Raw genomic sequence first — 13,600 nt, 5'->3', positions numbered from 1 at the left:
CGCCAGGATCTCGTTGCCGATCTTCTCCAGCGCCTCGGAGCGCGCCTGGATGCCGCCGGTGGCCCAGGCCGGGAAGGCGGCGGTGGCGGCCGCGACCGCCGCCTCCACCTGGGCGCCGTCGCCCTGCGCATACTGGCCCAGCACGTCGCCGAGGTTGCTCGGGTTGACGTTGGCGCTGTAGCTGGCACCCGCGCGCCATTCGCCGTTGATGAGGTTGTCGAAATTCTGCATGGCCGGGATCCTTGGGAATCGAGAGTGGGAAAGCAGCAGCTTACTGCGGCCCGAGCTTCGCGATCAGCGCTTCCAGCGCCTGGTACTCGTCGGGCTTGAGTTCGGTCAGCGGCGTGCGCACCGGGCCGGCGTCGTGGCCGACGATCTTCGCGCCGGCCTTCACGATGCTCACCGCGTAGCCCTGGCCCTTGTTGCGGATCTCCAGGTAGGGCATGAAGAAGTCCTTCAGCAGCCGGTGCTGGGTCGCAGTGTCGTCCTTGGCCACCGCAGCGTAGAAATCCATCGCCGTCCTGGGGATGAAGTTGAACACCGCCGACGAGTACACCGGCGTGCCGAGCGCCTTGTAGGCCGCGGCATAGACCTCCGCCGTCGGCAAACCGCCGAGGTAGGCGAAGCGCTCGCCCAGGCGCAGGTGGATCGCGCTCATGAGCTCGATGTCGCCGATGCCGTCCTTGAAGCCCACCAGGTTCGGGCAGCGCTCGGCCAGCTTTTCGAGCGTCGCGGGATAGAGCTTGCTCTGGCCGCGGTTGTAGACGATGACGCCGAAGCTGACACTCTTGCAGATCGCCTCGACATGCGCCGCCAGGCCTTCCTGGCCGGCCTCGGTGAGGTAGTGCGGCAGCAGCAGCACGCCGTGCGCGCCGGCCTTCTCGGCCGCCTGGGCGCACTGGATCGCGAAGCGCGTGGGGCCCCCGGCGCCCGCGACGATCGGCACTTTCCCACGGCAGGTGTCGACCGCGGTCTGGATGATCCCGGGGTACTCGTCGCCGGTCAGCGAGAAGAATTCGCCGGTGCCGCCGGCCGCGAACAGCGCGCTCGCGCCATAGGGCGCCAGCCATTCGAGGCGCTTCTCGTAGCTTTTCCGGTCGAAGTCGCCGTTGCGGTCGAAGTCGGTCAGCGGAAACGACAGCAGGCCGGAGCCCATGATGGATTTGAGTTCTTGGGGATTCATGTGAAGAACGGGGTGGGTGGAAGTAAGGGTTGGAGGGGTCGCAACGCGCCCGGACTAGTCCAGCCTGATCTGGCCGGCGATCACGACCTTGGCCCAGCGGGCGCGTTCCTTCTCGAAGAACTGGTCCTGCTCGGGCGGGGTCATGGTCACGACCTCGGCCCCCTGGCCGGCCAGGCGCGAGCGGATGTCGGGCGAGCGGATGATCGCGATCAGTTCCTTGTTGAGGCGCTGCACCAGCGCCTCGGGCGTGCCGCGCGGCGCCAGCACGCCTTGCCAGGTGCCGGATTCGAAGCCGGGCACGCCCTGCTCCGCGATCGTCGGCACCTCGCCGATCAGCGGCATGCGCGTGCCCTTGGACACGCCCAGCACCTTGAGCTTGCCGCTCTGCACGTGCGGCAGCGTCGCCAGCATGCCGTTCATCAGCACCTGGGTCTGGCCGGCCACGGTGTCCTGCACCGCCTGCACGCCGCCCTTGTAGGGCACGTATTGCCAGCGCGCGCCGCTCGCGCGTTCCAGCGCGACCCCGGCCAGGTGCGGCGCACTTCCGGTGGCGGTGACCGCGAAATTGAGGTCCGACTTCTTCGACAGCGCGACCAGTTCCTTGAGGTTGCTGGCCGGCACCGACGGATGCACCACCAGCAGGTGCGGCGAATACGCCAGCATGGTCACGCCGCGCAGATCCCTGGCGGGGTCGAAGGACAGCTTGGTATAGACCGACGGACTGATCGCCAGCGCACCGACGTCGCACAGCAGCAGCGTGTAGCCGTCCGGCTGTGCCTTGGACACCAGGTCGGCGCCGAGGTTGCCGTTGGCGCCGGCGCGGTTCTCGACGATCACCGATTGCTTCAGCGCTTCCGACAAGGGCTGGCTGATGGAGCGCGCAATGATGTCGGACGACCCGCCGGGCGGATACGGAACGACGATGCGGATCGGCTTCGAAGGCCAGGCGTCGGCGGCTTGGGCCGCACCGGCCGCCAGCAGGCTGCCGCCGAGCGCGCCGAGCACGAGATGGCGTCGATTCAAGGTCATGGGTGGGTCTCCGGGGTCGTTGAGGAATGAGCGTCGCATGACAGCGATGTCGTCAGTCATCGTACAACTAGTTCGGAAAGATGTCCAGCCATGGCCCGCTCGTCCCTCAGGCCGCCGACGCCTGGCCGGCCGCCGCTGCCTTGTCGGCGTCGAGCCGGGCCGCCTCCTGGGCGATCCGCAGGCGTTCGCGACTGTTGGTCAGGTGGATGCGCATGGCCGCGCGCGCCGATTCGGCATCGCGCCGCGCGATCGCCGCGTAGATCTCCTCGTGCTCGCGATTCACCCGGCTCAGGTACTCGCCACGCGGATCGTGGTTGCGGATCGCGCTGATGCGCGTGCGCGGAATGATCGTGGTGCCGAGATGGCTCATGATGTCCGCGAAATAGGGATTGCCGGTCGCCTGCGCGATCTGCAGGTGGAAGCGGAAATCGGGCGCCACGGTGTCGCCGGCCACGGTGACGTTGTGCTCGAAATCGTCGAGCGCCTGCCGCATGGCGGCGAGCTGCTCCTCGGTGCGGCGGGTCGCGGCCAGGCCGGCCGATTCGGTCTCCAGGCTGATGCGCAGCTCGAGCACCGCCAGCACGTCGACCGAGGTGGCGATGTCCGAGGCCTCGAGCCGGAACATGCCCGCGGCCCGCGGCTGGAGCACGAAGGTGCCGATGCCGTGGTGCGTTTCCACCAGCCCGCCGGCCTGCAGCTTGGAGAGCGCCTCCCGCACCACGGTGCGGCTCACGCCATAGGCCTGCATGATGGCCGACTCGGTCGGCAGCTTGTCGCCCGGACGCAGTTGCTGGCTGCGGATCTTCTCGCCCAGGTCGTCGACCAGGCCATGCGCGAGGCCCCGCCCCCTGCGGCGCGGCGTGGCGCCGAGGGCGGCGGCTTCGGTGGTTGCGGTTGACCCCGTTGACAGGTTCGACATCCGATGATGATAATCGTCTCCGCGTTGTACGACAACCGATAACTTACGACTTCAGACAGAGACACAATGAGCGCTCCTTCTTCCCCGCACTCCTGCGCGCCGCAAGTCGCACGCCTGCTCCTGACCGGTGCCGCAGGCGGCCTGGGCAAGGTCCTGCGCGAACGACTGCGCCCGTATGCGGCCGTGCTGCGGCTGTCCGACATCGCGGCGACTGCGCCGGCCGAGGGCCCGCACGAAGAGGTCGTCGCCTGCGACCTGTCCGACAAGAAGGCGGTCGATGCGCTGGTGGCCGGCTGCGATGCGATCGTGCACCTGGGCGGCGTCTCGGTGGAGCGGCCGTTCGAGGAGATCCTCGAGGCCAACATCAAGGGCGTGTTCCACATCTACGAAGCCGCGCGCCGGCATGGCGTCAAGCGGGTGGTGTTCGCCAGTTCCAACCACGTGATCGGCTTCTACCAGCAGACCGAGCACCTGGACGCCCATGTCGCACGCCGGCCCGATGGCTACTACGGCCTGTCGAAATCCTTCGGCGAGGACGTCGCCCAGTTCTACTTCGACCGCTGGGGCATCGAGACCGTGAGCATCCGCATCGGCTCCTCGTTCCCCGAGCCCCTCAACCGCCGGATGATGAGCACCTGGCTCAGCTACCGCGACCTGACCACGCTGATCGAGAAGTCGCTCTTCACGCCCGAGGTCGGGCACACGGTGGTCTACGGCATGTCGGCCAACCGCGACGTCTGGTGGGACAACGCTGCGGCCGCGCACCTGGGCTTCGTGCCGCAGGACAGCTCGGAAGTCTTTCGCGCCAAGGTCGAGGCGCAGCCGCCGGTGGCGCCCGGCGATCCGAATGCGATCTACCAGGGCGGCGCCTTCACCGCCCAGGGCCCCTTCGGAGACTGAGCGCCATGGCGAGCCAGGCCGAACTCGTGGTCGACGCGCGCTGCGGCACGGGCGAGAGCCCGGTGTGGTCCATGGCCGAAGAGGCCTTGTACTGGGTCGACATTCCGGGACGGGCGCTGCACCGCTGGTCCGCGGCCGGCCACACGCAATGGGCCAGCGAGGAAATTCCCGCCTGCATCGCGCCGCGCGCCGACCTGCCCGGCGCCTGGATCGCCGGGATGGAAAGCGGCCTGTTCTCGATCACGCCGCAGGCAGACGGAAGGCTCGCCGCCACCCGGCTCGCCGAGGTGGCGCACGCCGCGCCCGGCATGCGCTTCAACGACGGCCGCTGCGACCGCCAGGGCCGCTTCTGGGCCGGCACGATGAAGATGGACATGGCGGCCGGCGCGCGCGTCGGCCGGCTCTACCGGCATGACAAGGACAGCACGGCGCCTTCGCTGCAACTCGAAGACCTGATCGTTCCCAACGGCCTCGCCTTCAGCCCCGACGGCCGCACGATGTACCTCTCCGACTCGCACCCGAGCGTGCAGACCATCTGGGCCTTCGACTTCGACACCGCCACCGGCACGCCCTCGAGGCGGCGCGTCTTCGTCGACATGAATCCCCTGCCCGGCCGACCCGACGGCGCAGCGGTCGATGCCGACGGCTGCTACTGGATCTGCGGCAACGACGCCGGCCTGGTGCACCGCTTCACGCCCGAGGGCCGGCTCGACCGCTCGCTGGCGGTGCCGGTGAAGAAGCCGGCGATGTGCGCCTTCGGCGGGCCGAAGCTCGACACGCTGTTCGTCACCTCGATCCGCCCGGGCGGCGACCTCGCGGACCAGCCGCTGGCCGGCGGCGTGTTCGCGCTGCGGCCCGGCACCCAGGGCATCCCGGAGCCGGCCTTCGGCGCCTGATCCCGCTATTCAAAGCATCACGACAACCACCAACAGAGGAAGACAAATGAAGTTCAACAAGCACGCACTCATCGTCGCCATCGCGGCCTGCATGACCGCGATGGCCGCACAGGCCACCGAGTTCCGGTCGGCCGACATCCACCCCGACGACTACCCGACCGTGACCGCGGTCAAGTTCATGAGCGATCGCCTGAAACAGCTCTCCGGCGGCAAGGACAGCATCAAGGTGTTCAACAACAGCGCCCTGGGCAGCGAGAAGGACACGATCGAGCAGGCCAAGATCGGCGCGCTCCAGATGGTGCGCGTCAACATCGCGCCGATGAACAACATCTGCGCCGAGACGCAGGTGCCGACCATGCCCTTCCTGTTCCGCTCGGTCGACCACCTGCACAAGGTGCTCGACGGCCCGATCGGCGAGGAGATCCTCAAGTCCTGCGAGAAGCAGGGCTTCATCGGCCTGGCCTACTACGACAGCGGCGCGCGCTCGGTGTTCACCGCCAAGAAGCCGGTGCGCAGCTTCGCCGACATGAAGGGGCTCAAGGTACGCGTGCAGCAATCCGACCTCTGGGTCTCGATGCTCGAGGCGATGGGGGCCAATGCCACGCCGATGCCGATGGGCGAGGTCTACACCGGCCTCAAGACCGGCCTGATCGACGCCGCAGAGAACAACTATCCGACCTACGAAAGCGCACGCGCCTTCGAGGTCGCCAAGTACTACACCAAGACCGAGCACTCGATGGCCCCCGAGATGCTGCTGTTCTCCAAGCGCGCCTGGGACAAGCTCACGCCCGAGCAGCAGGGCTGGCTGCGCCAGGCCGCCAAGGAATCGGTGCCCTACATGCGCCGGCAGTGGGAAGAGCGCGAAGTGAAGTCGCTCGCGACCGTGAAGGCCGGCGGCGCCGAGATCATCGAGATCGACAAGGCCCCGTTCCAGGCCGCGATGAAGCCGGTCTACGACAAGTTCATCGTCGACGCGAAGCTCAAGGACCTGGTCAAGCGCGTGCAGGAAACCAAGTAAGTCCGGTCGTTCCCACCCCGCCCCTCTCCCGCACGCGAGAGGGGCCAAGGCAAACCATGTACACGAAACTCTGCCGCACGCTGGCTCGCGCCTGCATGTGGCTGGGCATCTTCGGCCTCGTCGCGGTGATCTGCGCCGTGAGCTGGCAGGTGTTCGGCCGCTATGTCCTCAACAACACCCCCACCTGGGCCGAGAGCCTGGCGCTGCTGCTGGTGCTCTACGTGACCATGCTCGGCGTCGCCGTCGGCGTGCGCGACGCGGGCCACATCGGCCTCGAATCCTTCCTCGTGCTGGCGCCCGACGGGCTGCGCCTCAAGATGGAATTCCTGATCCATTGCCTGATCCTGCTGTTCGGCGCCGCGATGGCCTGGAACTGCGCCTCGCTGGCCGAGTCGGTCTGGGACTACCGGCTGCCCACGCTGTGGATCTCCGAGGGATGGAAGTACGTGCCGGCCGCCGTGTCCGGCGTCCTCATCGTGATGTTCTCGATCGAACACATCATCGCGCTCGCCAAAGGCCGCGAAGTCGAACCCGCCTGGGGATGAACAAGCACACCCCCAGGTTGGCCCACTTCGTGTGGCCGCCCACCCCCTTGCAGGGGGCCATACCAGCGGCCCGGCGAAGCCGGTTCCGCGGTATGTCTGGCCTTGCATCCCGCCTCTATGGCCTTGTCGTGAAGTTCTGACGCATGACTATCCCTCTTCTCATCTTGTGCGTGAGCTTCACGCTGTTCCTGCTGCTGGGTGTGCCGGTGGCGTTCTCGATCGGCCTGTCGGCCCTGTCCACGCTGCTCTACGAAGGGCTGCCACTGGAAGTCGGCTTCCAGCAGATGACCTCGGGCATGGGCATCTTCTCGTTCCTCGCAATCCCGTTCTTCATCTTCGCCGGCGAGCTGATGCTCTACGGCGGCATCGCCGACCGCATCGTCAACCTGGCGCGCGACCTGGTGGGCCACGTGCGCGGCGGCCTCGGCATGTCGAACGTGGTCGCCTGCACCCTGTTCGGCGGCGTCTCGGGCTCGCCCGTGGCCGACGTCTCGGCGATGGGCGCGGTGATGATCCCGATGATGAAGAAGGAGGGCTATCACGCGGACTACGCGGTCAACGTGACGACCCACGCGGCCCTGGTCGGCGCCCTGATGCCGACCAGCCACAACCTGATCATCTATTCGCTCGCGGCCGGCGGCAAGGTCTCGATCGCGGCGCTGATCCTGGCGGCGCTGCTGCCGGCCGCGGTGCTCACGCTCAGCAACCTGGCGGCGGCCTACCTGGTGGCGGTGAAGCGCGGCTACCCGGCCGGCAGCTTCCCGGGCTGGCAGATCGTCGGCCGCTCCTTCGCGGCCGCCCTGCCCGGCCTGTTCATCGTCGTGCTGATCCTCGGCGGCATCCTGTCGGGCGTGTTCACCGCGACCGAGTCGGCCGCGGTGGCCGTGCTGTATGCGCTGGCGCTGACGATCTTCGTCTACCGCACGCTCAAGTGGGAGCACTTCATCAAGGCGGCCTCGAAGGCGGTGCGCACCACCGGTGTGATCCTGCTGCTGATCGGCATCTCGAGCACCTTCGGCTACCTCATCAGCCTCTACGGCGTCGCCGAGCTGACGGGGCAGATGCTGTCGGAGGTCACGAGCACGCCGTGGGTGATCTTCCTGCTGATCAACGTCATCCTGTTCGTGCTGGGCACCTTCCTCGACATGGCGGCGACCATCCTGCTGTGCACGCCGATCTTCCTGCCGATCGCCCAGCACTACGGCATGAGCTCGGTGCAGTTCGGCATCGTGATGCTGATCAACTGCGCGCTGGGCCTGAACACGCCGCCGGTGGGCACGACGCAATTCGTCGGCTGCGCGATCGGCGGCGTCTCGGTGGGCACGGTGATGAAGACCATCTGGCCCTTCTACGGCGCGCTGATCTTCGCGCTCGGCGTTGTCACCTTCGTGCCGGCCTTCTCGACCTGGCTCCCGAGTCTCTTCATGGTCGTCAAGTAAAGGAGCACCGCCATGTCCGAAGCCGTCAAGCCGCCGCTCTACATCCGCATGCATGCGAACGACAACGTCGCGATCGTGGCCAACGACGGCGGGCTGGCGGCCGGCACGGTGTTCCCGTCCGGCCTCACGCTGCGCGAGAAGGTGCCGCAGGCCCACAAGGTGGCGCTGGTCGACATCCCCGAAGGCGGCGTGGTCCGGCGCTACGACGTCGCGATCGGCTATGCGCTGAAGGACATCGCGGCCGGCAGCTGGGTGCACGAGCGGCTCCTGAAGATGCCCGCCGCGCGCGAACTCGTAGGCCTGCCGATCGCCACCGTGAAGCCGCCCGCGATGCCGCCGCTCGAGGGCTACACCTTCGAGGGCTACCGCAATCCGGACGGCTCGGTGGGCTCGCGCAACATCCTCGCGATCACCCAGACCGTGCAGTGCGTGGCCGGCGTCACCGAGTTCGCGGTGCGGCGCATCAAGGCCGAGCTGCTGCCCAGGTACCCCAACGTCGACGATGTCGTGGCGCTCGAACACGGCTATGGCTGCGGCGTCGCGATCGACGCGCCCGACGCCATCATCCCGATCCGCACGCTGCGCAACATCAGCCTGAATCCGAACTTCGGCGGCGAAGTGATGGTGGTCAGCCTGGGCTGCGAGAAGCTGCAGCCCGAGCGCCTGATGCCGCCGGGCACCATCCCGCTCATCGACGAACGCAACGTGGCCGACGTGGGAGACAGCGCCGAGGCCAAGCTCGACGTCGTCTGCCTGCAGGACGACGCCCATGTCGGCTTCATGTCGATGGTCGACTCGATCCTGCGCCAGGCCGAGGAGCACCTCGAGCGCCTCGACGCCCGCCGGCGCGAGACCGTGCCGGCCAGCGAGCTGGTGGTCGGCGTGCAATGCGGCGGCAGCGATGCCTTCTCGGGCGTCACGGCCAATCCGGCGGTCGGCTTCTGCACCGACCTGCTGGTGCGCGCCGGCGCCACCGTGATGTTCTCGGAAGTCACCGAAGTGCGCGACGGCATCGACCAGCTCACCGCGCGCGCCACCACGCCCGAGGTCGCCGAGGCGATGATCCGCGAGATGGCCTGGTACGACGCCTACCTCGACCGCGGGCGCGTGGACCGCAGCGCCAACACCACGCCCGGCAACAAGAAGGGTGGGCTCTCCAACATCGTCGAGAAGGCCATGGGCTCGATCGTGAAGTCAGGCAGCGCGCCGATCTCGGGCGTGATCGCGCCGGGCGAGAAGGTGCGGCAGAAGGGCCTCGTCTACGCCGCCACGCCGGCCAGCGACTTCATCTGCGGCACGCTGCAGTTGGCCGCGGGCATCAACCTGCATGTGTTCACCACGGGTCGCGGCACCCCCTACGGCCTGGCCGAGGTGCCGGTGATCAAGGTCGCGACGCGCAGCGACCTGGCGCGCCGCTGGCACGACCTGATGGACGTCAATGCCGGGCGCATCGCGGACGGCGACGCCACCATCGAGGACGTGGGCTGGGAGCTGTTCCGCCTGATGCTTGATGTCGCCAGCGGCCGCAGGAAGACCTGGGCCGAGCAGTGGAAGCTGCACAACGCGCTGGTGCTGTTCAACCCGGCGCCGGTCACCTGAAGGCGCGCGAGCGCACCCATCAACAACCACGGAGACAAGCATCTTGAAATCAACCTTCCTGCGCAGCCTGGCCGCGCTCTCGACCGCCACCGCCCTGTCGCTCGGCCTGGCGGCGCCCGCCGCGGCCGAAAGCGATTTCCCGAGCCGGACCATCGAACTGCTGGTGCCCTACCAGCCGGGCGGCGGCACCGACGGACTGGCGCGCACCTTCGCCGACGCCAGCCGCAAGCACATGGCCCAGTCGATGGTGATCGTCAACCGGCCCGGCGCCGGCGGCGCGATCGGCTGGACCGAGGTCATCAACGCCAAGCCCGACGGCTACAAGCTCGCGGTGCTGACCGTGGAGCTGCTCACGCTGCCGCACCTCGGCCTGGCCAAGTTCAACTACGACGACTTCCAGCCGATCGCGCAGCTCAACGCCGACCCGGCCGCGATCACGGTCAAGGCCGACGCACCGTGGAACACGGTCGAGGAATTCCTGGCCGATGCCAAGAAGTCCCCGGAGAGCGTGCGCGTCGGCAATTCCGGCAACGGCTCGATCTGGCACCTGGCCGCGGCCGCGCTCGAAGACAAGACCGGCGCCAGGTTCGGCCACATCCCGTTCCAGGGCGCCGCGCCCGCGGTGCTGGCGCTGCTCGGCGGCCACATCGAGGCGGTGGCCGTGAGCCCGGCCGAGGTCACGACGCACGTGCAGTCGGGCAAGCTGAAGATGCTGATGGTCATGGCCGACCAGCGCGTGAAGGGCTTCGAGAAGGTGCCGACCGCCAAGGAGCGCGGCATCGACCTCTCGATCGGCACCTGGCGCGGCCTCGGCGCACCGAAGAACACGCCGCCCGAAGTGATGGCCAGGCTGCGCGAGATCACCGCCAAGACGGCCGCCGAACCCATGATGCGCGAAGCCATGGACAAGCAGAACCTGGGCTACGTCTACACCGACGGCGCGGTCTTCAAGGAGACGCTGGCCCGGGACAACGCCTATTACAAGAGCCTGATCACCAAGCTCAACATCAAACCCTGAGACCTCGCGACCCAGTAGGAGACCCGCCATGCAACGCCGCACCCTGATCCACACCGCACTCGCATCGCTGGCCGCGGGCCTGCCGGCCCTGCCCGCCTTCGCGCAGGGCCAATGGCCGACGGCCAAGCCGATCACCTACCTGGTCCCCTTCCCTGCCGGCGGCACCACCGACGTGCTGGCGCGGCTGATCAGCCAGAAGCTGGGCCCGGTGCTGGGCACCAGCGTCGTCATCGACAACAAGGGCGGCGCCGGCGGCAGCGTCGGCTCGGAGATCGCGGCGCGCGCGGCGCCCGACGGCTTCACGCTGCTGGGCGGCACCATCAGCTCGCACGCGATCAACGTCAGCCTCTACCCCAAGATCGGCTACGACCCGCAGAAGTCCTTTGCGCCGGTGACGCTGATCGGCACCAACCCCGTCGTGCTGGTGGTCAACCAGGCGAGCCCGTACAAGACGCTCAAGGACCTGCTCGAGGCCAGCCGCTCCAAGCCGGGCGGGCTGTCGTCGGCCTCGGCCGGCACCGGCACCTCGCAGCACCTGGCGCTGGAATTGCTGGCCTACAAGTCGGGCGTCAAGTTCACGCACATCCCGTACAAGGGCAGCGGCCCGGCGATCCAGGATGTGATCGGCGGCCAGGTCGACATGATGTTCGACACCACCGTGGTGGCGGGTCCGCACATCCAGAGCGGCAAGCTGCGCGCGCTGGCCGTGACCTCGGCCAGGCGCCTGGCCTCGATGCCGGACGTGCCGACGGTCGCCGAATCGGGCGTTCCGGGGCTGGCTGATTTTGAGGTGGTGTCGTGGCAGGCGATCTTCGTGCCGGCCGGCACGCCGGCGCCGATCGTCGACCGCCTGCACACCGAGATCCGCAAGATCCTCGCGCAGCCCGAGATGCAGGAGAAGATGAAGGGCTTCGGCATGGAACCTGCCGACCTGACCACGGCGCAGATCGCGGCCTTCCAGAAGGCCGAAGTGGAAAAATGGGCGCAGGTCATCAAGGCCGCGAACATCAAAGCCGAGTGACTGACCCCCACGCTCCGTCACTGCGTGTACTCGCTGCCCCCCGAGGGGGCCGCAGGCCGCCTTGGGGCGGCCCGGCGCCGGCCTGATCCCGCGAGAGCGCCAGGGGGCCGGTCGATAGAATCGCCTTCCGTTTTCCTGGGAACACCTCTTGTCCGATCGCCTCCCCGTCCTGCCTCAATATCTCTTCCCCAAGCAGGCGCTGACCACTTTCGCCGGCTGGGTCGCGGGCAAGGAGCGCGGGTCGGTCACGACCTGGATCATCCGCCGCTTCGTCGCCAAGTACGGCGTCAACATGGGCGAGGCGCTCGACAGCGACATCGCGAGCTATCCCAGCTTCAATGCCTTCTTCACCCGGGCGCTCAAACCCGGTGCGCGGCCCCTGGCCCAAGCCGACCTGATCTCGCCGGTGGACGGCGCGATCAGCCAGTTCGGCGCCATCGAGGGCGACCGGATCTTCCAGGCCAAGGGCCACCGCTATTCGACCACCGCGCTGGTCGGCGGCGACGCCACCCTGGCCGCGCATTTCGAGCACGGCAGCTTCGCCACGCTCTACCTGAGCCCGAAGGACTACCACCGCATCCACATGCCGTGCGACGGCCGCCTGCTGCGCATGATCTATGTGCCGGGCGAGCTGTTCTCGGTCAACCCGGCCACCGCGCGCGGCGTGCCCGGCCTGTTCGCGCGCAACGAGCGCGTGGTCTGCGTCTTCGAGTCGGCCCGCGGCCCCTTCGTGCTGGTGCTGGTCGGCGCGACCATCGTGGGCAGCATGGCGACCGTCTGGCACGGCGTGGTGAATCCGCCACGCGGCGGCGAGGTGCGCGAATGGCACTACGCCGACCGGCAGATCGTGCTCGCGCAAGGCGAGGAAATGGGCCGCTTCCTGCTCGGCTCCACGGTGGTGATGCTGTTTCCGGCCCCGCCGCTGGCCTTCGCGCCGGAGTGGGCGCCGGCCCGCCCGGTGCGGCTCGGCGAAGCCATGGCCAACTTTCCTCGCCTGATGCCGTGATCCCACGGGCCGCAGCCCGCTTGCCGCGACAGCTATAAAACTTGTAGCAAGCGGCCTTCTGGGATATAGTCGCCGGCCGATTCCGGGTGCCCCCACCCCCTACAAAAAAACACGCGGCGACCCGAGGAGATGAAGTCGATGAGCAGCAAGGAAAACGCAGCCGTCAGCCAATTGCTCGCGCTGCTGGAAGCCCGCTACGCGCTGCGCGTTCTCTGGGCCCTCCGGGACGGTCACGCCCAGACCTTCCGCCTACTGCAGGACAGCGTCGGCAGCATCACGCCCAACACGCTGAACACCCGCATCAAGGAGCTTCGCGAGGCCGGGCTGGTGAACCACGGCAGCGAAGGCTACAGCCTGACCCTGAGCGGCCAGGACCTGCTCAAGCGCCTGTCGGACCTGCAGGCCTTTGCGGGCAAATGGCAGCAGACCCAGGTCAAGAAGACGGCGCCTCCTCCTGCGCCGTAGCGCCGTGCGGGGTCGTTAAACTGCCCGGTTTCCCACCTTTTCCAAATCCCAAAGGAGCGCTCCATGACCACCACTCCCTCCGGCCTGCAATACGAAGACACCATGGTCGGCGAAGGCGCCGAAGCCAAGGCTGGCCACCACGTGCATGTGCATTACACCGGCTGGCTCTTCAACGACGGCGTCCAGGGCGCCAAGTTCGATTCCAGCCGCGACCGCAACGACCCGTTCGCCTTCTCGCTGGGCGCCGGCCAGGTCATCAAGGGCTGGGACGAAGGCGTCGCCGGCATGAAGATCGGCGGCAAGCGCACCCTGATCATCCCGGCCGCCCTCGGCTATGGCGCCCGCGGCGCCGGCGGCGTCATCCCGCCCAACGCCACCCTCAAGTTCGACGTCGAGCTGCTGGACGCCCACTGAGCTAGCCAGAACCAGCCCCCACGCTCCTCACAGCGTGTGTCGGCGCCGGCTTGATCCAGCGCCAATGAGGTCCCCCATGCGCCGCCGCCGGCGCATTTTTTTGTCTTGAAAACCGCCCGGCGAGCCCCAAATGGCTGCCTATTGTTCG

15 protein-coding genes are annotated in these 13,600 nt (G+C 68.0%); 11 read left to right on the top strand and 4 right to left on the bottom strand.

Annotation, left to right across the window (positions count from 1 at the left end):
• From AC1D2O_RS17335 to AC1D2O_RS17320, 4 genes are all read right to left on the bottom strand, one after another.
• The coding region (locus AC1D2O_RS17335) for an aldehyde dehydrogenase family protein (protein ID WP_478157590.1) at positions 1 to 231 on the bottom strand (231 nt) is incomplete at its 3' end.
• 40 nt (positions 232 to 271) lie between these two features.
• Entirely contained in the window at positions 272 to 1,183 is a 912-nt protein-coding gene (gene kdgD, locus AC1D2O_RS17330; protein WP_478093100.1) for a 5-dehydro-4-deoxyglucarate dehydratase, read from the bottom strand.
• 54 nt (positions 1,184 to 1,237) lie between these two features.
• The gene (locus AC1D2O_RS17325) at positions 1,238 to 2,212 is read right to left on the bottom strand and encodes a Bug family tripartite tricarboxylate transporter substrate binding protein (RefSeq protein WP_478157588.1); all 975 of its coding nucleotides are present in this window, start codon (positions 2,210 to 2,212) and stop codon (positions 1,238 to 1,240) included.
• 106 nt (positions 2,213 to 2,318) lie between these two features.
• A complete protein-coding gene (locus tag AC1D2O_RS17320; protein ID WP_478089952.1) occupies positions 2,319 to 3,131 on the bottom strand; it encodes a FadR/GntR family transcriptional regulator in 813 nt (270 codons plus the stop codon).
• Positions 3,132 to 3,197: 66 nt separating this feature from the next.
• Between AC1D2O_RS17320 and AC1D2O_RS17315 the strand changes: the two genes are divergently transcribed.
• From AC1D2O_RS17315 to AC1D2O_RS17265, 11 genes are all read left to right on the top strand, one after another.
• Positions 3,198 to 4,031 (top strand): NAD-dependent epimerase/dehydratase family protein, encoded by an 834-nt coding sequence (locus tag AC1D2O_RS17315; RefSeq protein ID WP_478089953.1) that lies wholly within the window; start codon positions 3,198 to 3,200, stop codon positions 4,029 to 4,031.
• Between the two features lie 5 nt (positions 4,032 to 4,036).
• Complete coding sequence (locus AC1D2O_RS17310) at positions 4,037 to 4,927, top strand: SMP-30/gluconolactonase/LRE family protein (protein ID WP_478089954.1); 891 nt, start codon at positions 4,037 to 4,039, stop codon at positions 4,925 to 4,927.
• Positions 4,928 to 4,973: 46 nt separating this feature from the next.
• Positions 4,974 to 5,945: a TRAP transporter substrate-binding protein gene (locus tag AC1D2O_RS17305; protein ID WP_478157586.1), complete on the top strand. Its 972-nt coding sequence runs from the start codon at positions 4,974 to 4,976 to the stop codon at positions 5,943 to 5,945.
• 56 nt (positions 5,946 to 6,001) lie between these two features.
• On the top strand, positions 6,002 to 6,490 hold the full coding sequence (locus tag AC1D2O_RS17300) for a TRAP transporter small permease (protein WP_478089956.1): 489 nt from the start codon (positions 6,002 to 6,004) through the stop codon (positions 6,488 to 6,490).
• 143 nt (positions 6,491 to 6,633) lie between these two features.
• Complete coding sequence (locus AC1D2O_RS17295; RefSeq protein ID WP_478157584.1) at positions 6,634 to 7,929, top strand: TRAP transporter large permease; 1,296 nt, start codon at positions 6,634 to 6,636, stop codon at positions 7,927 to 7,929.
• Positions 7,930 to 7,941: 12 nt separating this feature from the next.
• A complete protein-coding gene (garD, locus tag AC1D2O_RS17290) occupies positions 7,942 to 9,528 on the top strand; it encodes a galactarate dehydratase (RefSeq protein ID WP_478089958.1) in 1,587 nt (528 codons plus the stop codon).
• Positions 9,529 to 9,568: 40 nt separating this feature from the next.
• Positions 9,569 to 10,546 carry a Bug family tripartite tricarboxylate transporter substrate binding protein gene (locus tag AC1D2O_RS17285; protein ID WP_478089965.1) on the top strand — a complete coding sequence of 326 codons (978 nt, stop codon included), beginning with the start codon at positions 9,569 to 9,571 and terminating at the stop codon, positions 10,544 to 10,546.
• Between the two features lie 28 nt (positions 10,547 to 10,574).
• Positions 10,575 to 11,567, top strand: coding sequence for a Bug family tripartite tricarboxylate transporter substrate binding protein (locus AC1D2O_RS17280; RefSeq protein ID WP_478089959.1), 993 nt, complete (start codon positions 10,575 to 10,577; stop codon positions 11,565 to 11,567).
• Positions 11,568 to 11,715: 148 nt separating this feature from the next.
• Entirely contained in the window at positions 11,716 to 12,573 is an 858-nt protein-coding gene (asd, locus tag AC1D2O_RS17275) for an archaetidylserine decarboxylase (protein ID WP_478157582.1), read from the top strand.
• Positions 12,574 to 12,711: 138 nt separating this feature from the next.
• Entirely contained in the window at positions 12,712 to 13,038 is a 327-nt protein-coding gene (locus AC1D2O_RS17270) for a winged helix-turn-helix transcriptional regulator (RefSeq protein WP_478089961.1), read from the top strand.
• Between the two features lie 63 nt (positions 13,039 to 13,101).
• The gene (locus tag AC1D2O_RS17265; RefSeq protein WP_478089962.1) at positions 13,102 to 13,452 is read left to right on the top strand and encodes an FKBP-type peptidyl-prolyl cis-trans isomerase; all 351 of its coding nucleotides are present in this window, start codon (positions 13,102 to 13,104) and stop codon (positions 13,450 to 13,452) included.
• The last annotated feature ends 148 nt before the right edge of the window (positions 13,453 to 13,600 follow it).

The organism is Variovorax sp. P1_G12 (assembly GCF_056405555.1).
This window is presented reverse-complemented; position numbering and strand designations above follow the sequence as displayed.

What these genes read in the sequence shown, in the direction of transcription:
- AC1D2O_RS17280 (WP_478089959.1), top strand. Translation starts at nt 10,575, where the DNA reads ATGCAACGCCGCACCCTGATCCACACCGCACTCGCATCGCTGGCCGCG.
- kdgD (WP_478093100.1), bottom strand. Translation starts at nt 1,183, where the DNA reads ATGAATCCCCAAGAACTCAAATCCATCATGGGCTCCGGCCTGCTGTCG.
- AC1D2O_RS17315 (WP_478089953.1), top strand. Translation starts at nt 3,198, where the DNA reads ATGAGCGCTCCTTCTTCCCCGCACTCCTGCGCGCCGCAAGTCGCACGC.
- AC1D2O_RS17320 (WP_478089952.1), bottom strand. Translation starts at nt 3,131, where the DNA reads ATGTCGAACCTGTCAACGGGGTCAACCGCAACCACCGAAGCCGCCGCC.
- AC1D2O_RS17305 (WP_478157586.1), top strand. Translation starts at nt 4,974, where the DNA reads ATGAAGTTCAACAAGCACGCACTCATCGTCGCCATCGCGGCCTGCATG.
- AC1D2O_RS17310 (WP_478089954.1), top strand. Translation starts at nt 4,037, where the DNA reads ATGGCGAGCCAGGCCGAACTCGTGGTCGACGCGCGCTGCGGCACGGGC.
- AC1D2O_RS17295 (WP_478157584.1), top strand. Translation starts at nt 6,634, where the DNA reads ATGACTATCCCTCTTCTCATCTTGTGCGTGAGCTTCACGCTGTTCCTG.
- garD (WP_478089958.1), top strand. Translation starts at nt 7,942, where the DNA reads ATGTCCGAAGCCGTCAAGCCGCCGCTCTACATCCGCATGCATGCGAAC.
- AC1D2O_RS17325 (WP_478157588.1), bottom strand. Translation starts at nt 2,212, where the DNA reads ATGACCTTGAATCGACGCCATCTCGTGCTCGGCGCGCTCGGCGGCAGC.
- AC1D2O_RS17270 (WP_478089961.1), top strand. Translation starts at nt 12,712, where the DNA reads ATGAGCAGCAAGGAAAACGCAGCCGTCAGCCAATTGCTCGCGCTGCTG.
- AC1D2O_RS17300 (WP_478089956.1), top strand. Translation starts at nt 6,002, where the DNA reads ATGTACACGAAACTCTGCCGCACGCTGGCTCGCGCCTGCATGTGGCTG.
- AC1D2O_RS17265 (WP_478089962.1), top strand. Translation starts at nt 13,102, where the DNA reads ATGACCACCACTCCCTCCGGCCTGCAATACGAAGACACCATGGTCGGC.